We start from the raw sequence: 19970 nt of genomic DNA, 5'->3' as shown, positions 1-19970 counted from the left end.
TGGTCGCTGGGCGGGGACAACGAAAATTTACCAGATCCATGGCCAGATGGGGCGCCCAATGTCCAGCCATAAACGGGGACAACCCAGGTTGAAACCGGGGTCAGTATTAACCGGATTTGCCCCAAAATTCCATCAGCATTTAATTTTTTAATATTCAATATTGAAATTTATTTTCCGCACGGCAACATTTCTGGACTACCCTTGCTGGCTTTCCGCTAAATGGTTAACGGAAAACTCTGGGGTTTGATCCGGTCACTGCTCGTGGCGCAAGACAGGTTTCGAGCAGCACCCCCCGCCACAGGCGGGCACAATGACCCAAAACCCGGCCCTTGACCGGGCAGAGCCTCGCGGCCCATTGGGTGAAAGGCCCACACCGATTCCAGCGGCTGTCATACCGCAGCTGCAATTCCTCCTGCAACTCAAGTTGCAGGTTTCCTTGCGGAGGTACTATGAACAGAGAAGAACAGATCAAGGCGCTCGAAGCGGACTGGGCCAACAATCCCCGCTGGAAAAATGTGAAGCGCGGTTACACTGCTGCTGACGTGGTCCGCCTGCGCGGCTCCGTTCAGCCGGAGTACACCCTGGCTCGCATGGGTGCCGAGAAACTGTGGAAGCGGGTCAATGGCGAGGCCAAGAAGGGCTACGTAAATGCCTTTGGTGCCATCACCGCCGGTCAGGCGATGCAGCAGGCCAAGGCCGGTCTGGAAGCCGTGTACCTGTCCGGCTGGCAGGTGGCCGCCGACGGCAACACCTCCGAAACCATGTACCCGGACCAGTCCCTGTACGCCTACGATTCCGTGCCCACCATGGTGCGTCGCATCAACAACACCTTCAAGCGGGCCGACGAGATCCAGTGGTCCCGCGGCATCAACCCCGGTGATGAAGGTTATGTGGATTACTTCCTGCCCATCGTGGCCGACGCCGAAGCCGGTTTTGGTGGCGTGCTCAATGCCTTCGAACTGATGAAGAACATGATCGCCGCCGGTGCCGCCGGGGTGCATTTCGAAGACCAGCTGGCCGCCGTGAAGAAGTGCGGTCACATGGGTGGCAAGGTGCTGGTGCCCACCCGCGAGGCCATCGAAAAGCTGATCTCCGCCCGTTTTGCCGCTGATGTCATGGGCGTGCCCACCATCGTGCTGGCCCGTACCGACGCCGAAGCCGCCAACCTGATCACCTCCGACCACGATGAGAACGACAAGCCGTTCCTCACCGGCGAGCGGACCCAGGAAGGTTTCTACCGGGTCAAGAACGGCCTGGAGCAGGCCATCAGCCGTGGCGTGGCCTACGCCCCCTATGCCGATCTGGTGTGGTGCGAAACCGGCACCCCGGACCTGGGCTTTGCCCGTGAGTTCGCTCAGGCCGTCCACGCTGCCTGCCCCGGCAAGCTGCTGTCCTACAACTGCTCCCCGTCCTTCAACTGGAAGAAGAATCTGGACGACAAGACCATCGCCAAGTTCCAGGATGAGCTGTCCGCGCTGGGCTACAAGTACCAGTTCATCACCCTGGCGGGTATCCACGTCAACTGGTTCAATACCTTCAACTTCGCCTACAACTATGCCCGCGGCGAAGGCATGAAGCACTACGTGGAAATGGTGCAGGAGCCGGAGTTCAAGGCCCGTGACCGTGGCTACACCTTCGTGTCCCATCAGCAGGAAGTGGGTGCCGGTTACTTCGACGAAGTGACCACCGTCATCCAGGGCGGTTCCTCCAGCGTCAAGGCGCTGGCCGGTTCCACCGAAGAAGAGCAGTTCCACGGTTGATGCACGCCATCCCGGATGCCTCTGGTGTCCGGGACACACCGTGAACCGGTCGGGCCGTACTCGCTGCATGGCGGTACGGCCTTTCTTTTTCATATATTTACACAAGGGGATGAACCATGGCTTCCGAAGCACTGAGTTTTCAGGGAACAGCGGACCTGTGTGATGAATACGAGGATCATCCGGGGTTGCAGGTGGCGGACCCCCTGTTTCAGGATTTTGGCGGTGAGCGGGCCTTTTCTGGCCAGATCGTGACCCTCAAATGTTTTGAGGACAACAGCAAGGTCCGGGAGATGCTGGGTGAGGATGGGCGCGGCAAGGTGTTGGTGGTGGATGCCGGCGGTTCCCTGCGCTGTGCCATGCTGGGGGATCAGCTGGCGATGCTGGCGGTCAAGAACGGCTGGGCCGGAGTGGTGATGTACGGCTGCATCCGGGATTCCCGGGCCTGTGCCGGCATGCCCCTGGGGGTGAAGGCCCTGGCCACCCATCCTCTCAAGAGCCGCAAGCTGGGGGTGGGGCAGGTGAATGTGCCGGTGAAGTTTGCCGGAGTCAGCTTCAAGCCCGGCGACCGCCTGTTTGCCGATGAGGATGGCATTGTGGTGTTGCCGGCCTGATCCAGTGGGTCATCGCTGCACCACCCAGGACCTTTGCTGCGCTATCATGGCCCCTCGTGCCCGCGGCTCTTGAGCCGGTGCGGGCGTATGACCCTTTCCGGCAACTTTAGCGAGATTCATGAGCTATCAGGTTCTGGCCCGCAAGTGGCGCCCCCGCAGTTTCGAAGAACTGGTGGGACAACCCCATGTGGTGCGTGCCCTGTCCAATGCCCTGCGGGAGGACCGGCTGCACCATGCCTATCTTTTCACCGGTACCCGGGGCGTGGGCAAGACCACCATCGCCCGGGTCCTGGCCAAGTGCCTCAACTGCGAAACCGGGGTGACCGCCACCCCCTGCGGCCAGTGCGGGGCCTGTCGTGAAATCGACGCCGGGCGCTTCATTGATCTGATCGAAGTGGATGCCGCTTCCCGCACCAAGGTGGAAGATACCCGGGAACTGCTGGAAAACGTGCCCTACGCCCCCACCCGGGGGCGCTTCAAGGTCTATCTGATCGACGAAGTGCACATGCTCTCCAGCCACAGCTTCAATGCCCTGCTCAAAACCCTGGAAGAGCCGCCGCCCCATGTGAAATTCCTGCTGGCCACCACCGACCCCCAGAAACTGCCGGTCACCATCCTGTCCCGCTGCCTGCAGTTCAATCTCAAGGCCATGCCGGCGTCGATGATCGCCGATCATCTAAGCCAGGTGCTGCGGCAAGAGGCCATCGAGGCGGAGCCTGCCGCCGTGGTGCAGATTGCCCGCGCCGCCTCGGGCAGCATGCGGGACGCCCTGAGCCTGCTGGATCAGGCCATCGGGTTTGGTGACGGGGCGCTGCGCACGGAGGAAGTGCGGGAGATGCTCGGCGCCATGTCCCGGGATCATCTGCTGCGGCTGCTCCAGGCCCTGGCCGCCGGGGAGGCCCGGGCAGTGCTGGCGGTGGTGGAAGAACTGTCGGCCCAGTCCCCGGACTATGGAGGGGTGCTGGCGGAACTGATTACCCTGTTGCATCATCTGGCCCTGGCCCAGCAGGTGCCCGAGGTGCTGGACAATCTGCCGGATGAGCAAGAGGCCCTGGCCGAACTGGCCCGGCAACTGGCTCCCGAGGATATTCAGCTTTTTTATCAGATCGCCCTGATCGGGCGTCGGGATTTGCCCCTGGTGCCCGAGCCCCGTAGCGGCCTGGAAATGGTCCTGTTGCGGATGCTGGCCTTTCGTCCGGTGGCCGATGCCGCTCCACGGGTACCGGCACCACCCGTGCCGCCCCGGGCCGAATCGACGCCGGCGGCACCCGGGCCGGCGGGGCCGGTACCCCGGGGGCCGCGGGATATCCTCGCCCAACTGGAAGGCGGGCCTGCCCGGGCCGCGCCGGTTGGACGTGCCGATCTGCCATCCGTGGCAGCACCGGACCCGGTACCCCCTCCACGGGCCGTGGCCCCGGAGCCGGTTGAGTCAGACCTGCCCGAGCCGCCACCCTGGCTGGACGAGGAAAATGCGCCTCCCGTGGCCACGGTGCCGCCCACCCCGGCACGAGAGGTTCCGGCGCCGACACCCCCCGTGCCGCCGCGCACCGGGCAGGCCAATGCCTCACAGCCCCTGGACTGGGGCGCACTGGTACCCACCCTGGGCCTGGGGGCCATGGCCGGGCAGTTGGTGAATCATTGCGCCCTGGAAGGTTACGACGGCCAGGAACTGCTGCTCGGCCTGGAGCCTAAATACCACCATTTGAAGACGGATATGTCCCTGCAAAAACTGGAATCCGCCGTGCAGTCACGGCTGGGTCGGCATGTCAGGGTGCGCATCCGGTCGGGACAGCCTGCATCGGACACCCCGGCAGCGGCGGCAGCCAGAGCCCATGCCCAGCGACAGCAGGCAGCCGAACAGGACATGGAAGAAGACCCGGTGGCCAGCGCCCTGAAAGCCCGTTTTGATGCGGCGCTGGTGGCCGGTTCCGTGCGCCCCGTGGAAGAAGATTGAGCGCGGGCGCGTGTTTCACCCATCGGGAGGCATTACACTACGCCTTCCTGAATTCACTAAACCTTAGAAAAAAGGTAATTGATATGCTCAAAGGCGGACTTGGGAACCTGATGAAACAGGCCCAGAAAATGCAGGAAGAAATGGCCCGTGCCCAGGCCGAACTGGCGGAAATGGAAGTCACCGGCCAGGCCGGTGGTGGCCTGGTCAGCGTGGTCATGACCGGCAAGCATTCCGTGAGCCGCGTGACCATCGATCCCAGTGTGCTGGAAGAAGACCGTGACATGCTCGAAGACCTGCTCACCGCCGCCATGAACGATGCGGTGCAGAAAGTGGAAGACATGACCCGGGAACATCTGGGTGCGGTCACCCAGGGTATGGGTCTGCCAGGTGGATTCAAGCTGCCGTTCTGATTCATGGGCGAGACACCCCTTCTTGATCGTCTGGTGGAGGCACTGCGCTGCCTCCCCGGCGTGGGACCAAAATCGGCCCAGCGGATGGCCCTGCAGGTGCTGGAACGGGACCGGGAAGGGGCGCTGCGGCTTGCCGAGGTGCTCAAGGCAGCGGTCGAGCACATCGGTCATTGCCAATGCTGTCGTACCCTCACCGAACACCCACTGTGCCGGATTTGCGTCGATATGCACCGGGACAGACACCTGCTGTGTGTGGTGGAAACCCCGGCGGACCAGATGGCCATCGAACAAGCCACCGGCTTTAGGGGTCAGTACCATGTGCTGTTAGGTCAGCTTTCCCCCCTGGACGGCATCGGCCCCGAGGAACTGGGCCTGGACCGGCTGGAAGCCCGTTTGGCCGAAGGCGAGATCCAGGAACTGATCCTGGCCACCGGAACCACGGTGGAAGGGGAAGTCACCGCTCACTATATTGCCGACATGGCCCGGGGGCACAAGGTGCGGACCACCCGCATCGCCCAGGGCATCCCCCTGGGGGGCGAACTGGATTATGTGGACCGGGGAACCCTTTCCCATGCCTTTTCGGGCCGGCGCGATTTATAGGCCCATTCATTTCATCGAGCAAAATCAATGACAGACTGCATCTTCTGCAAGATTGCCGAGGGCAAGATCCCGGCGGATATCGTTTATCAGGATGATCAGGTGGTGGCCTTTCGTGACCTGAATCCCCAGGCGCCCCTGCACCTGCTGGTGATTCCCAGACAGCATTTTGCCACCGTGGCCGACATGAGCCAGACCGATATGGCACTGGTGGGACACATGCACTGGGTGGGGCTGGAGCTGGCCCGGCAGGCGGGGGTGGTGGAAGACGGTTTTCGTACCGTCATCAACTGCAATGCCGATGGCGGCCAATCGGTCTATCACCTGCACCTGCACGTTTTGGGGGGGCGGCAGATGACATGGCCGCCGGGCTGATCCCCATCGCCGCCAGCCCGGTGACCGGCTACACCTGAGCGGCTTCAAGCAAGGTGCAATAGCTTGCGTAACGCCGGGGATCGATCTGTCCCTGCTCCAACGCGGCCTTCACCGCACAGCCCGGTTCTACCGTATGGGTACAGTTGTGAAAACGACACGCCGGCGCCAGGGTTCTGAATTCCACAAACCCCTGCGCCAGTTCCCGCTGAGGGGTGGGGCCGGGGCTGAAATCCCGTACACCGGGGGAGTCGATCAGGGCGCCGCCACAGGGCAGGCGATAGACGGTGGCATTGGTGGTGGTATGGCGTCCCTCGCCGCTGAGTTCGGACAAAGCGCCGATACGGATGTCCAGGTCCGGCAACAGGGCCTGGATCAGGGAGGACTTGCCCACCCCGGACTGGCCCACCAGTACGCTGGTGCCCTGGGCCAGAAAGTCCCCCAGGGCCTCCATACCCCGACCATCGGCCACACTGGTTTTGAGCACTGGATAACCCAACGCCTGATACCCCGTAAGGGCGGCCAGGGTGCTTTCCGGGTCTGGATCGGGCCGGTCTGCCTTGTTATAGAGGATCAGCGCCCGGGCCGGCATGCCCTCGATGGCCACCAGATAACGGTCCACCAGAGGCCAACTGGGGGCAGGGGCGGCGGCGGTGACCACCACCACCTGATCCACGTTGGCAGCGATGTTCTTGCGCTGGCCACGGGGATCGACCCGCTCCAGCAGGTTACTCCGGGGATGCACCTCGGTCACCACCCCGTCTCCACTGGATTCGGGGTGCCATGAGACTGCGTCGTTGCAGACCACATGTTCAAGCCGGCGGCGGGGTGTGCAGCGATGGACATGGCCATCCCCGTCTTCCACCAGCACCTGTGAACCAAAACGGGTGATGACCCTTCCGGGCCTGGATGCTTTTATCATGTTGTGCGAGACACCCCGCCCCCATATCAAGCTGTTGGCCATTGGATTCCAGATAACAACCCACGTACTATAGCAACAGCACATGGCAACACAAACCATCACTGCCTTCGCCGGGCAACCTGCTGATGGTTCTTCAAGGATCAGGTTTTTAGGAGCAGTTTCGTTGACCGCATCCCCCATTCACCCTGGTTTCATGGTGGTCCACGGCAACCGTCTGGAAGACCTGCGGGCCTTGGCCGTAACCTGGATGCGTCGTCATCCCCTGGCACCGCTGGAAAACGAAACCATCCTGGTCCAGAGCAACGGCATAGCCCAGTGGCTCAAGCTGGCTCTGGCCATGGACCCGGACGGCCCCGAACCGGGCATGGGGATCGCCGCTGCCCTGGATATCCAGTTGCCCGCCCGATTTCTCTGGAATGCCTATCGGGCTGTCCTCGGCGCCGGGAATGTACCCACCGAATCTCCCTTTGCCAAGGACCCCCTCACCTGGCGCCTGATGCGTCTGTTGCCCGAATGTCTGGAGCAACCGGCATTTGCCCCCCTGCGCCGGTTTCTAACCGATGACGCAGACCTGCGCAAACGGCATCAGCTGGCCCTGCGCCTGGCAGACCTGCTGGACCAGTATCAGGTCTATCGGGCAGACTGGCTCACGGACTGGGCCAGGGGGCTGGATCACATTCAAGACCCCAGAGGAGCACCCCGCCCACTGGATACAGCGGACAGCCGCTGGCAGCCGGCCCTGTGGCGTGCCCTGATGGAAGATACCCCCCCCGATGTCCGTCACCTGAGTCGTGCCGGCGTCCATGAGCAGTTCATGGCCCGTATCCAGACCCTGGAAACCCGCCCCCCCGATCTGTCCCGGCGGGTGATCGTGCTGGGCATTTCCTCCTTGTCGGCCCAGACCCTCGAAGCCTTGGGGGCATTGGCCCGCTTCAGTCAGGTGCTGCTGTGTGTCCACAATCCCTGCCGGTATTACTGGGCCGACATCATCAGTGACAAGGATTTGCTGCGGGCCCAGCGCCGGCGGCAAGCCCCCAAGGCAGGGATGCCCACAGTCATTGCCGAAAAAGATCTCCATCACCATGCCCACCCCCTGCTGGCAGCCTGGGGCAAGCAGGGACGGGACTATATCCGTTTGCTGGATGAGTATGATGACCCCGTCCATTATCGCAATATGCTGGAGGCGCTCCCCTGGCAGCGGATCGACCTGTTTGAATCCCAGGGCGGAAACACCCTGCTGCAACAACTCCAGGACGACATTCTGGAACTGCGCCCCCTGGCGGAAACCCGTGACCACTGGCCGCCGGTGGACCCAAAGGATCATTCCATTGGCTTTCATGTGGCCCATAGCCCCCAGCGGGAAGTAGAAATCCTCCATGACCAGTTGCTGGCCCGGTTTGCCGAGGATCCTGCCCTGCGCCCCAGGGACATCATCATTATGGTCCCGGATGTAGACCGCTACGCCCCCCATGTACAGGCAGTGTTCGGCCAGACCCATCCAGAAGACCCCCGCCACATCCCCTTTTGCTTCTCTGATCAGGCCCGTCGCGGCCGTGAACCCCTGCTGGTGGCATTGGAACAGCTTCTGCGCCTGCCCGAATCGCGCCTGTCCGTGACCGAACTACTGGATCTGCTGGATTTGCCCGCCCTGCGGGATCGGTTTGGAATCACCCTGGGGGATTTGCCCCGACTGCGGGCCTGGATCGAAGGGGCCGGAATCCGCTGGGGGATGGATGCCCGGCAACGATCCGCCCTGGCCCTGCCCCCGGACCTGGAACAGAACACCTGGCGCTTTGGCCTGCGACGGATGCTGCTGGGCTACGCAACAGGCCGCTTTGGGCCTTGGCAGGGCATTGAACCCTACGATGAGATCAGTGGCCTGGATGCCGGGCTGATCGGTCCTCTCCACGATCTGCTCACGGCCCTGGACCGGACCTGGCAATGCCTGGCCGAACCGGCAGCACCTGCCGTCTGGACCACTCGGCTGCGAACATTGGTGGCCGACTTCTTTGCCCCCACCCAGGATCGTGACCGGCTCATGCTGCAGCGCATGGATGAGGCCCTGGAACATTGGGAAACCCTGTGCGAGGCGGCGGGGATGACCGAGGCCCTGCCCCTGACCGTGGTCCGTGAACATTGGCTCGGCGCCCTGGATGAATCCCATCTCTCCCAACGGTTTTTAACCGGAGCGGTAACGGTCTGCACCCTGATGCCCATGCGAGCCATTCCCTATCAGGTGGTCTGTCTGCTGGGCATGAATGACGGGGATTATCCCCGTATTCATGCGCCTGTGGACTTTGATCTCATGGCAGGGGAACATCGGCCCGGAGACCGCTCCCGACGGGAGGATGACCGTTATCTGTTTCTGGAAGCCCTGCTGTCCGCCAGAAGCCAATTGCATATCAGTTGGGTAGGACGGGGCATTCGGGACAATGCGGTGCTGCCTCCTTCAGTCCTGGTGAGCCAGTTGCGGGATCATCTGGCTGCCGGCTGGCGCCTGCCGGGAGAAAAGGATGGGGATGGGCTACTGGCAGCCCTGACCACCGAGTACCCCCTGCAGCCCTTTGGTCGGGCCTATTTTTGCGGGGATGGGGATCTGTTCACCTATGCCAGGGAATGGGAAGGATTGCAGGATGCCGAAGGGACGGTCATATCCCGGCCCTCGGGATGGGCACCCCTGCCGAAGGCCCCGGTCTCCCAGGAACCACTGAGCGCCGACGACCTGGCGGCTTTTCTGGTGAATCCGGTACGCAGCTTTTTTCAGCGGCGCCTCAAGGTATATTTCGATCCCCCCCCTGGCGCCGGCGAGGATCAGGAACCCTTCACCCTGGATGGCCTGGACCGTTGGCAGGCCCTTGATCACCTGCTGGGCACCGCTTTGGGAGACGGAGAAGATCAGCAGGGCTGCGATGAGCGTCTGGAGGCGGCCCTGGCCAGTTGGCGCCGTAGCGGTCGATTGGCCCTGGGAGAAATCGGTCGCCGGCAGGCCGCCCAACTGCGGGATCAGGCCACCACCCTGATGAAAACCTGGCAGGCCGTGGCCAGTACCTGCCCTCAGCGGGATTCCCGGCCAGTGCCGCTGCGGTTTGAGTCGGGAACTCACATCGTGGAAGGCGGGTTACCCCGATTATATCGGGATAAATCTGGAGCCGCAGTCCATCTGCTGTATCGAGGCAGTCAGCTGCGCACCAAGGACAATCCCTTTCGGCGTCTGGACACAATGGGCCTGGCCTGGGTCCAGCACCTGCTGGCCCATGCCCAGGGTCTTTCCCTGCGTACCCTGATGGTGGGTCTGGACGATACCCTGTGCCTGCATCCGTTACCGGTGGCCGAAGCCACGACCCATCTGCAGACGCTGCTGGAGGCCTGGGAAACTGGAATGACCCGCCCCCTGCCGGCTTATTGCCGGGGCAGTAGCGCCTGGCTGGATGCCCAGGCCCGGAATCGCAAGGACCCGGCCCAGGTGCTGGGTCTGATCCATCAAGGCGACAGATTCCGGCCCGGGATGGTGGATCAGGACCCCTGGCTGGCCCGAGCCTGGCCAGATACCTCAATGCTGCTGGAGCAGCGGGACTTTGCCTATTGGGCCAAAACCCTTTACGAGCCACTCAATCAGGCGGTTTGCCTGTTGTGCGAGGATTAAGGCCCATGTCCCAGGCCCAGGTGCTGGACCCCTTATGCTTCCCCCTGCACGGCAATCGTCTGATCGAGGCCAGTGCCGGTACCGGAAAAACCTTCACCATTGCCGCGCTTTATGTCCGGCTGGTGCTGGGTCACGGCGGAGAGCAGGCCTTTTCCGAGCCGTTATTACCCCCACGGATTTTAGTGGTTACCTTTACCGATGCGGCAACCAAGGCGCTACGGGAGCGTATCCATGCCCGCCTGCTGGAAGCGGCACGGGTATTTCGTGACCCTGAAGGCCCATCGCCGGACGGGTTTTTGTCCGCCCTGCTCAAGGACTATCCCGACGAGGCGGAACGGGCCATGGCCGCCCGGCGTCTGGAGCAGGCAGCCCAGTGGATGGACGAAGCTGCGGTCTCCACCATCCATAGCTGGTGCTATCGGGCGCTACGGGAACATGCCTTCGACAGCGGCAGCCTGTTTACCCAGAATCTGGCCACAGACCAAAGCGAACTGCTGGCAGAAGCGGTACGGGATTACTGGCGCACGGTGATTCATCCCAGAGACCCGGTAAGTCTGGGGCTGTTATGTGCTGCCCTGGGTGAGGGGCCTGCGGCATTGGAACCGGTGCTTTCCCGGCTGCTGGCGGGAGACCCGCCCCGGCACCAGCCCCCTTGCCTGGAGGATATTCTGGCCCCCCGCCTTACCCTGCTTGAACAACTCAAGGCACCCTGGCGGGATCACTTTGATACCCTGGCGGATCAGTTTCGCCAGATTCTGTTGCCCCGGCTCAACGGCAACAAGTATCGCAATGCCGAGCGGCTGCTGGAGGCCATGGGGCAGTGGGCCATGGACCCTGGCCGGTTGCATCCTGAACCACCGGGCAGTCAGGCGCCATTGGAACAGCTCAGTCGTTCCGGTATGCAGGCCCGTCTGAAAAAAGGACAGCAGTTACCCGAGCAACTGCACCCGGCCTTTGAGCTGCTGGATCAGGCCGATGACCTGGAGCGGGGATTCAGGGAACAGGTGCTTCATCATGGGGCCGCCTGGGTTTACCGACGCTTCCGTCAGGCTCAAGGTCGACTGGCCCAGCTGGGATTTGATGACCTGCTGACCCGGTTACGGGATGCCCTGGAAGGCCCTAACGGCGACCGGCTGGCCCATACCCTGCGCCGCCAGTTTCCTGTGGCCCTGATTGATGAATTTCAGGACACAGACCCGGTGCAATACCGCATTTTCGAGCGGGTCTATGCGCTGGAAACGGGTACCCCAGATGCGGGACTGTTTCTGATCGGAGACCCCAAACAGTCCATTTATGCCTTTCGTGGCGCCGACATTCACACCTACCTCAAGGCCCGCCAGGCCACCCGTGGACGACATTACACCCTGGGGGTGAATTTTCGCTCCACCGTGGCGGCGGTGGCGGGATTTAACCGGCTGTTTGCCCTGGGAGAACAGCAGCATCCCAAAGGGGCATTTTTGTTCCGTCCCACGCCCCAGGCTGACAACCCGGTGCCCTTTGTGCCGGTGCAGGCCCAGGGTCGGGAGACGGTATTGCAGGTGAATGGCCAGCCTCAGCCGGCCCTGACCCTGTGGCATCTGGACGTGGCCGATACCCTGGGGCGCACAGCCTACATTGACACCATGGCACACCGTTGTGCCGGGGCGATGGCGGCCCTGCTGGCCCCAGGGCATGCCGGTTTTATGGCCACCGGCGATCCGGCCCACTTCACGCCGCTCAAACCCAGGGACATGGCGGTGCTGGTCCGGGACCGGAGCGAGGCCAATGCCATCCAGGCCGCCCTGCGGGCCCACCAGATCCGCAGTGTCTATCTTTCTGACCGGGAATCGGTCTATCTCACTGCCGAGGCCGACGATCTGCTGCGCTGGCTGCGGGCCTGTGCCGAGCCTGAATCCGATCGGTTGCTGCGGGCGGCCCTGGCCACCCCAACGCTGGATCTATCCTTACCGGCACTGGAACGACTCAATCAGGATGAGCGGCACTGGGAAAACATGGTGGAGCGGTTTCGGGGCTATCAATGGTGCTGGCGTACCCAGGGCGTATTGCCCATGGTGCGGCGTCTGATGCATGACTTCCAGTTGCCCCAGCGGCTGTTTCAGCAAGCCTTTGGTGAGCGCCGCCTGACCAATCTGCTGCACTTGAGCGAATTGCTGCAGTCTGCAGCCATGGAACTGGAGGGAGAGCAGGCCCTGATTCGTAATCTGGTGGAGCATCAGCAATCAACACGACAAGCCAGTGATGAACAGATCCTGCGTCTGGAAAGCGATGAGGATCTGGTCAAGGTGGTCACCATCCACAAAGCCAAGGGATTGCAGTATCCACTGGTGTTTTTGCCCTTCATTGCCGGTTACCGGCCCAGTTACGGCAGCCGCCCGCCCCTGATTTACCGGGACAGTTCCGGACAGCGGGTGACCTGTTTCATGCCGGATCAGGAGGATTTTGCCCAGGCTGACGAGGCCCGTTTGGCAGAGGATGTGCGCCTGCTCTATGTGGCTGTCACCCGGGCTTGTCATGCCTGCTGGCTGGGGGTGGCTCCGGTAGGGAGTCGCCATGGTGATAGCGGTTTTCATCGCAGCGCCCTGGGCAGCCTGCTGGGAGGCGGTGATCCCGTTTCCCCCGCCCAACTGGCCGAACAGCTCGAAGCCCTGCGGGCGGTTCAGTTACCCCCGGCAATGTCGGGGGCTGGTGAACCGCCAGTGGATGTGGTGATTCAGATTGTGCCTGCCCCGCCGGAGTCCACATGCCATTCCGCCCCCCCGCCATCACCACCAACTCCGGAGATCCGCCGCCCGGCCCGTCGCCCTCTGCGGCCTGCCCGGGAGCATTGGTGGATAGCCAGCTACAGTGCCCTGCAACTGGCGGGCCGCAATCACCCCGAACCCCGTCCCGACCCTGAATCGGCGCAGGAAGAATATCTGCGGGAAGTGGTGGACGAGGCCGAATGGCCTTCCGTGACCGTCGCTCCCCCGATCACCGAGCCGTCTGCTCCCTTGACCTCAAAGATCGCCTTCCCGGCAGATTTTCCCCGAGGCCCGGAGTCCGGTACCTTCCTTCATGGCCTGCTGGAATGGGTTGCCCGCACCGGATTTCAAACCCTGGCCCAAAATCCGGCGCCCTTGCAGGAACTCCTGGCCCGTCGCTGTCACTACCGGGGCTGGGGGCAGTGGATTGATCCGCTTGAACAGTGGCTGCAGGCATTGCTGCACTGCCCGCTGCGCTGGACTCCGGATCAGTCCCCCCTGGTGCTGGGACAACTGACCCAGTGTCAGGCAGAAATGGATTTTTGGTTCCAGGCCGGGCAGGTGAATACCCGTCACCTGGACCGCCTGGTGACGACACATACCCTGGCTGGACACCCTCGACCTGCCCTGTTACGACAGACCCTCAATGGAATGATGAAGGGATTTATTGATCTGGTTTTTGAGCATGAAGGACGCTATTACGTGGCAGACTACAAATCCAACTGGCTGGGAGACGGCGTAGCTGCCTATGCTCCCCAGGCCCTGGCCGGGGCAGTGGTGGCCCGCCGTTACGACTTGCAGTACAGCCTGTATAGCCTGGCTTTGCACCGGCTGCTACAGGCCCGGTTACCGGACTATGACTATGAGCAACACATGGGGGGCGCCCTGATTTTCTTCCTGCGGGGACTGGATGCCACCGGTAGCGGCATTCATTTCCAGCGTCCAGGTGCCGATTTCATGGACGCCCTGGATGGTCTTTTTGCCCGGCGGAATTCTTGTTGATACCCATGACATCCATCACACCACAGACCATCACCACCCAGTGGCCCGCGTTGCACGCCCTGCTGGATCAGTGGACCGAACGGGGCTGGTTGCGCCCATTGGACCGGGCTTTGGCGGTTTTTCTGCAGGAACAGGTGCCTGACGCACCACCGTTGGTGTTGTTGCTGGCCGCCCTGGCCAGCCACCAGCTGGGGCGGGGACATGTCTGCCTGGATCTGGCAGCCCTGCTGGCGGACCCGGATTTGAGCCTGTCCCTGCCACCTGAATCCGATGACGGGATGTTACCACCACCTCGTCCATCCTGGTGTCTGGCGGGTCTGGATCTTCCCGCCCTGAATCAGGCGCTGCATCAGGTACCCGCCCTGGTGGTGGCCGGCGCGGGCACCACCCCTTTGGTGCTGACTGATGCCCGTCTTTACCTGCGACGTTACTGGCAGTATGAGCAGGATATTGGCCGGGCCATTGGTGAACGGCTGACCCTCCAGGAGAAGCAACATCAAACCCTGGCTGATGAGCAGGTGAGGCGTTGGCTGGATATGCTGTTTTTGCAACCGGCGCAGCCTGATGGGATCAACTGGCAACGTGTTGCCTGTGCGCTGGCCGCCGGCAGCGCCTTTGCGGTCATTACCGGGGGGCCAGGGACCGGCAAAACCACCACGGTGGTGCGTCTGCTGGCCCTGTTACAGGCCCTGCAGCTATCTGCAGACCTGCAGGCCATGCCATTGCGGATTCGTATGGCAGCCCCCACCGGCAAGGCCGCCGCCCGACTCAACGACGCCGTGGCTGGGCAGGTGGAGGCATTGCCCCTGCCGGACGATGCCCTGGGACAGCGTATCCGTGCCGCCATTCCCACCCAGGTGACCACGGTACACCGATTGCTGGGCAGTCGTCCCAACAGTCGCCATTTCCGCCATCATGCCCGTAACCCCCTGCCAGTGGATCTGGTGGTGGTGGACGAGGCTTCCATGATTGATCTGGAACTGATGAGCCAATTGTTGCAGGCGCTCCCCCCGGAAGCCCGATTGATCCTGCTGGGGGACAAGAACCAGTTGGCCTCGGTGGAGGCGGGGGCCGTATTGGGGGCGTTATGTGACCGGGCCGACCAGGGTCACTATTTACCTCGAACCCGAGACTGGCTATCGGCTGTCAGTGGCGACACCTTGCCACCGGATCTGCAGGACCAGGCGGGGCGATCCCTGGATCAGCACATCATCATGCTCAGACAGAGCCATCGCTTCAGTACCGACAGCGGCATTGGCCGTTTGGCCCAGGCGGTCAATGGCGGAGATCCGGCCCAAGTGGCGGCGGTCTGGGAGGGGGGATCTTCATTATCGGATCTGGCCCGGGTGCGACTGCGGGGAGAGGATGACCAGACCCTGGAACAGGTGTTGATCCGGGGTGGCGCTGGTTTATTCCGCAACGGGGGAGAAACACCAGAGGACACCCCTCGGGGCTATGCCCATTATCTGACCGTCATGCGTGACACCGATCCTGGCCCTGACGCCGAAGCGGCAGCGGTGGAGGCCTGGGCTGAGGCAGTTTTGGCGGCCCAGGCAGAATTTCAATGTCTGTGCGTGATTCGGGGCGGCCCCTGGGGTGTGGAGCAGATGAATCAGCGCATTGCCCAGGCGCTGGGCCGGGCAGGTCTGATCAATCCAGAAGGGATATGGTATCCGGGGCGTCCGGTGATGGTCACCGGCAATGACTATGGTCTGGGGTTGATGAACGGGGATATGGGGGTGGCCCTGGCCATGCCCGACAAACAAGCCCCGGGGGGACGGATAGTGCGGGTGGCTTTCCCGGCGACGGACGGCAGCCGTCGGGTACGCTGGGTGTTGCCCAGTCGCTTGAGTCAGGTGGACACGGTGTTTGCCATGACGGTACACAAATCCCAGGGTTCTGAATTTCGTCATACCGCCCTGGTGCTGCCGGATGCCCCCAGTCCTATCCTGACCCGGGAACTGATCTACACAGCCATTACCCGCGCCCGCCGCTGGTTCAGTCTGTTGATGCCCAGGACCGGGGTGCTGGAAGCCGGAGTGAAACGGCGGGTACTGCGTAGCAGCGGACTCAGGGCGGCCTTGCTGTCTTTTGACACGGCTCCGGATGATCCTTCGACCTGATGTTTTTTGCTCCCGACAGGACAGAACGGTTGCACTGCACAGGACGCTCCATATACGCTCCAACGAAGACTCCCGCCCTGGCCTTAAAGATCCCTGCCATGTTGCTTGCCCGTATCCTGATCGCCCTGTGTCTTGTCATGGTGACCACCGTGTCGGCGGTGGCTCAGCCATTGCCGCCCCAGGTGCAGCAACTGTTGACCCAATACCGGATTCCCCCCGAGGGTATCAGCGTGTTGGTGCAACCGGTGACGGGGGGGACTCCCCTGCTGGCCCACGGGGCGGATGTTCCCCGTAATCCCGCCTCGGCCATCAAGCTGGTCACCACCTTTGCTGCCCTGGACATCCTGGGACCGGCCCATACCTGGCGCACGGAACTGTACACCGTCGCTCCGGTGATTGATGGCACCTTGCGGGGGGATCTGTATATTCGCGGTGGTGGAGATCCCTTTCTGGTGGCCGAACAAGTCTGGAAAATGACCGGCGCCCTGCGCCGCAGCGGCATCCAGCGAATCCAGGGGGATCTGGTGTTCGATCTGACCCGGTTCGACATTCCCAGGGAAGACCCTGGCGCCTTCGATGGCCAGCCTTTCCGGGCCTATAATCAGCCTCCCCACGCGTTACTGATGAATTTTAATGCCATCAGCTTTCAGTTTCGTTCCGCCGAAGACGGGCGCTCGGTGCAGGTGTACCTGGACCCGCCCCTGGCGGATCTACGCCTGGAAAATCGCCTGCGCCTGGGTGATCGGGCCTGTAACACTTTCCCTCAAGGGGTGGGATTTCATGTTGCCGGAGAACAGCCGGCCCCCAGAGTGCTGCTGGATGGAGAATTTCCCAGGGGGTGCCAGAACGTCAGTCTGTTACGCACCGCCCTGCCCCCGGAAGATTACGCCTACAGCCTGTTTAAAACCCTATGGGGCCAGTGGGGCGGGACACTGGATGGTCACTGGAGGCTGGGGCGCGTTCCTGAAGGGGCAGGTCGTCCCCGGGTGGTTCATCAATCCCCCCCTCTGGGAGATTTGATCCGTCCGGTCAATAAACACAGCAACAATGTCATGACCCGTCACATGAAACTGGCTCTGGGGGCGCAGATGTACGGCGAACCAGCAACCCTGGACAAGGGATATGCGGCCATTCGTGCGGTGCTTGAGCGGCAGGGCATTGCAACCCAGGGGTTGATCCTGGACAACGCTGCGGGCCTGTCCCGCACCAACCGGATCACCGCCCAGCAGTTGGCATCTGTGCTGCTGGTGGCCCGTCAACGTCCCTTCATGCCTGAATACGCCTCTTCCCTGGCCCTTTCCGGCATGGATGGCACATTGCGGCGCCGGTTTGTGGGTCAACCCGAAGCCGGGCGGATGCATCTGAAAACCGGTTATATCAATCATGTATCATCGGTGGCGGGTTATGTGCGCACCGCCGGGGATCGGGATCTGGTGGTGGTGGTGCTGATCAACCACCCCAACGCCCACCGCTGGGCTGGCCTGGAGATTCAGGACGCCGTGTTGCGCTGGGCCTATCGGCAAGGATAGTGATGGATTTATCTTCTCAACGCCATTTGCGGTACTTTATTTGCAGTACTTTGGGGGCCATGTCTTGTGATCGGTGATATTCAAAATTATTACGAACACCTGGTATACGACCGCATCCGTCATCTGCTGGAACGTACCGGCGAGCCGTTGGACAGCATGCACATGGATGATCTGGCCTGTGTGGCGCTCAACCGGTTGCCGCCCCGTTATTTGCGGTTTTCTGTTGACCTGAGCACCCGCCTGACCGACGAAGACTGGGAGCAGATCAACCAGCAGGTCAATGAGGCGGTGGATTATGCCGTGAGCACCATCCACCGCCGTCAGGAAACCCGGCCATCTTGAGCCTCCCCACCGCTGAAAGCCGGGGGATTCCCGTTCTTGCTACCCACAATATATCTGGCAACCTATTCGCCATCCTGCCGGGGCCGGGCTGCTGACTGGGGCAGGGCTTCTAGCAGCCGCTCCAGATTCTCCCGGTACCGGGCCTGTTGGGTCTGGCTGGCTTCCAGGAACCGTGCATCCTGTTGCACCAGCGCGGACATGAGCCGTCCTGCCTCTTCCTGGGGGCGTTCCAGGAAGGCCAGCACGGAGCGATTGAACTGCTCCTGCATCTCCCGCATGAGTTGACCAAGACGCAGGCCAGGACGGGACTGTTCCCCATCTTCTATCTGCTGGGTTTGCTGGTACCGGGCGGCGGCAGAATACTGCTCCACCCGGGTCATGCGCAGGTCCATGGAGGCCAACTGACTGCTGTCAAAACGCAGATCGGGGATCATGTCGAAGGCTTTTTGCACATCCCCGTTGAAGAACTCATTGGCCAGGTTGCTCACATCCCGCACCAGATTCTCGATGGCCTCCAGTTCCTGGGCATTGAGATTGCCCTGCACCGAGAACCGATAGCCGCTTTGCTCGGCCCGGCTCACGTCCAGCCATTGCATGGACTGATTGCCGTCGCTATGCATCCCGCCTCGGGCCTGAATGTCGGTGGCGCTCTGGAACTGAATGGTCACCTTGTCACCTTCGCGGGTGGTCAGGGTCATCTCCAGGCTCTCGGCGCGACTGTAACGCTGCATCACCGACAGATGGCTCATGGAGGAGAGTTGCCCCTGCCCATTGGGTGCCAGGGCTGCCAGACCCTTGAAGGTGAGCCGCTCGGTCTCGTCCACCTGTTCGGCGATGTGGCCATTGAGCAGGTTCAGGCCCTCCAGGATATCCCGGGCTTCTCTGAAGCCCCGTTCCGCCCCCTTAATGGCGCTGTTATGCATGGATTGAAGCTGGGCCTCGGAAGCCCCGCGGGCGCGGGCGTTGGCCAGTCCCATCTCTACGAACTGGGTAATCCGGTCGGCCACTTTCTCCGGGGTGTAGTCTTCTGCCTTGAGTTGTTTAAAGCCGGCCACATCCAGGCCGGGGGTGTGTTTGGCCAGAGCTTCCAGTACGCGCTGTTGCAGACTGGAAAGTGCCCGGGTGTTATCAGTACGGTCACCGGCTTGGGAATGCCCCTGATTCCTGGTTTTGAAGTCGGGGGTATTGGACAGGACCGTGACAGGTGCATTGATATGGACCACGGCGAACTCCTGGAATGAGGGGTATGCTGACTATAGCGGCAGTTTCTTGAGGGACTTGAGGGATATGCTGGAAAAAAATGGTCCCTGAATCCGGGTTGTCATTCCCGTGCAGGCGGGAATCCAGTCCGTAAAAAACCGCTGGACTCCCGCTTTCGCGGGAGTGACGGCAGGGTCACCACATCTGCGGGAAAATATATCGTACTATGACAGTCAGAAAAGCCATGCCCCTCGGTGCTACGGTGCGCTGGATGGGGGGCGCCGATCCAACACCAGAGCAACATCCAAAACAGGGCGAAGGAGCTAGACTCTAGTCTTGCAAAAAATGTACGATAGTGTACTCTTGACTTATGGAGAACACCATGAGTACAGGCAAGGCGGCGAAGCGGCTGGGTGTTTCGGTCAAGACCCTGCAGCGCTGGGACCGCGAGGGGCGCCTCATTCCAGCGGCACGGACTGACAGCAATCGTCGTCTTTACACTGAGGCCCAATTGCGGGAGTTCATCGGATGGCGGCATGCACCTGAGGGTCCAACGCGACTGGTGGCCTATTGCCGGGTCTCCTCAAAGGCGCAGAAGCCAGACTTGGCTAATCAGCGCCGGGTGCTGGAAGAGTTTGTTGTGGCGAGGGGTTTGGCGAACGTTGAGTTCAATGGCGAGCAAGTCCTTCGGCAAAAATATTAACCGTCGGCTGGCAAGCTGGACGAAAGGTGTTATTGCCGAAGCGCTTGACAGCGTTTCAAGC

At 62.0% G+C, this 19970-nt stretch carries 14 protein-coding genes; 12 read left to right on the top strand and 2 right to left on the bottom strand.

Features of this window, described 5'->3' with window-relative positions; translation table 11 throughout:
- Positions 1–449 precede the first annotated feature (449 nt).
- The 6 genes from aceA to BMX62_RS03495 all read left to right on the top strand — a co-directional run bounded on the left by aceA (position 450) and on the right by BMX62_RS03495 (position 5707).
- The gene (aceA, locus tag BMX62_RS03520) at positions 450–1760 is read left to right on the top strand and encodes an isocitrate lyase (RefSeq protein ID WP_090204307.1); all 1311 of its coding nucleotides are present in this window, start codon (positions 450–452) and stop codon (positions 1758–1760) included.
- Positions 1761–1876: 116 nt separating this feature from the next.
- On the top strand, positions 1877–2371 hold the full coding sequence (gene rraA / locus BMX62_RS03515) for a ribonuclease E activity regulator RraA (RefSeq protein WP_090204304.1): 495 nt from the start codon (positions 1877–1879) through the stop codon (positions 2369–2371).
- 118 nt (positions 2372–2489) lie between these two features.
- On the top strand, positions 2490–4325 hold the full coding sequence (dnaX, locus tag BMX62_RS03510; RefSeq protein ID WP_090204301.1) for a DNA polymerase III subunit gamma/tau: 1836 nt from the start codon (positions 2490–2492) through the stop codon (positions 4323–4325).
- An 83-nt stretch (positions 4326–4408) separates the two neighbouring features.
- Positions 4409–4735 (top strand): YbaB/EbfC family nucleoid-associated protein, encoded by a 327-nt coding sequence (locus BMX62_RS03505; RefSeq protein WP_090204298.1) that lies wholly within the window; start codon positions 4409–4411, stop codon positions 4733–4735.
- 3 nt (positions 4736–4738) lie between these two features.
- Positions 4739–5335, top strand: coding sequence for a recombination mediator RecR (gene recR, locus BMX62_RS03500; protein WP_090204295.1), 597 nt, complete (start codon positions 4739–4741; stop codon positions 5333–5335).
- Between the two features lie 27 nt (positions 5336–5362).
- Positions 5363–5707, top strand: coding sequence for a histidine triad nucleotide-binding protein (locus tag BMX62_RS03495; protein WP_090204292.1), 345 nt, complete (start codon positions 5363–5365; stop codon positions 5705–5707).
- Between the two features lie 28 nt (positions 5708–5735).
- Here BMX62_RS03495 and rsgA read toward each other — a convergent pair whose 3' ends face one another.
- Entirely contained in the window at positions 5736–6626 is an 891-nt protein-coding gene (rsgA, locus tag BMX62_RS03490; RefSeq protein WP_238375838.1) for a ribosome small subunit-dependent GTPase A, read from the bottom strand.
- A 193-nt stretch (positions 6627–6819) separates the two neighbouring features.
- Here rsgA and recC point away from each other — a divergent pair, with 193 nt between their 5' ends.
- The 5 genes from recC (at position 6820) to BMX62_RS03465 (ending at position 18006) form a co-directional block, all read left to right on the top strand.
- Positions 6820–10269 carry an exodeoxyribonuclease V subunit gamma gene (gene recC, locus BMX62_RS03485; RefSeq protein ID WP_238375845.1) on the top strand — a complete coding sequence of 1150 codons (3450 nt, stop codon included), beginning with the start codon at positions 6820–6822 and terminating at the stop codon, positions 10267–10269.
- A 5-nt stretch (positions 10270–10274) separates the two neighbouring features.
- Entirely contained in the window at positions 10275–14012 is a 3738-nt protein-coding gene (recB, locus tag BMX62_RS03480) for an exodeoxyribonuclease V subunit beta (protein ID WP_090204286.1), read from the top strand.
- A 5-nt stretch (positions 14013–14017) separates the two neighbouring features.
- Complete coding sequence (gene recD / locus BMX62_RS03475; protein WP_090204283.1) at positions 14018–16135, top strand: exodeoxyribonuclease V subunit alpha; 2118 nt, start codon at positions 14018–14020, stop codon at positions 16133–16135.
- A gap of 98 nt (positions 16136–16233) precedes the next feature.
- The gene (dacB, locus tag BMX62_RS03470) at positions 16234–17664 is read left to right on the top strand and encodes a D-alanyl-D-alanine carboxypeptidase/D-alanyl-D-alanine endopeptidase (RefSeq protein ID WP_090204280.1); all 1431 of its coding nucleotides are present in this window, start codon (positions 16234–16236) and stop codon (positions 17662–17664) included.
- 66 nt (positions 17665–17730) lie between these two features.
- Positions 17731–18006, top strand: a complete 276-nt coding sequence (locus tag BMX62_RS03465) for a late competence development ComFB family protein (RefSeq protein WP_090204275.1) — start codon at positions 17731–17733, stop codon at positions 18004–18006.
- 62 nt (positions 18007–18068) lie between these two features.
- On the opposite strand, the gene BMX62_RS03460 is transcribed toward BMX62_RS03465, so the two are convergent.
- Entirely contained in the window at positions 18069–19229 is a 1161-nt protein-coding gene (locus BMX62_RS03460; RefSeq protein ID WP_090204272.1) for a DUF5610 domain-containing protein, read from the bottom strand.
- 359 nt (positions 19230–19588) lie between these two features.
- Between BMX62_RS03460 and BMX62_RS03455 the strand changes: the two genes are divergently transcribed.
- Positions 19589–19909, top strand: coding sequence for a MerR family DNA-binding transcriptional regulator (locus BMX62_RS03455; RefSeq protein WP_202906195.1), 321 nt, complete (start codon positions 19589–19591; stop codon positions 19907–19909).
- The last annotated feature ends 61 nt before the right edge of the window (positions 19910–19970 follow it).

It is taken from the genome of Ectothiorhodospira magna (genome assembly GCF_900110965.1).
Lineage (GTDB): Bacteria > Pseudomonadota > Gammaproteobacteria > Ectothiorhodospirales > Ectothiorhodospiraceae > Ectothiorhodospira > Ectothiorhodospira magna.
The sequence above is the reverse complement of the archived record's forward strand: the minus strand, read 5'-3'. Positions and strand labels throughout refer to the sequence as shown.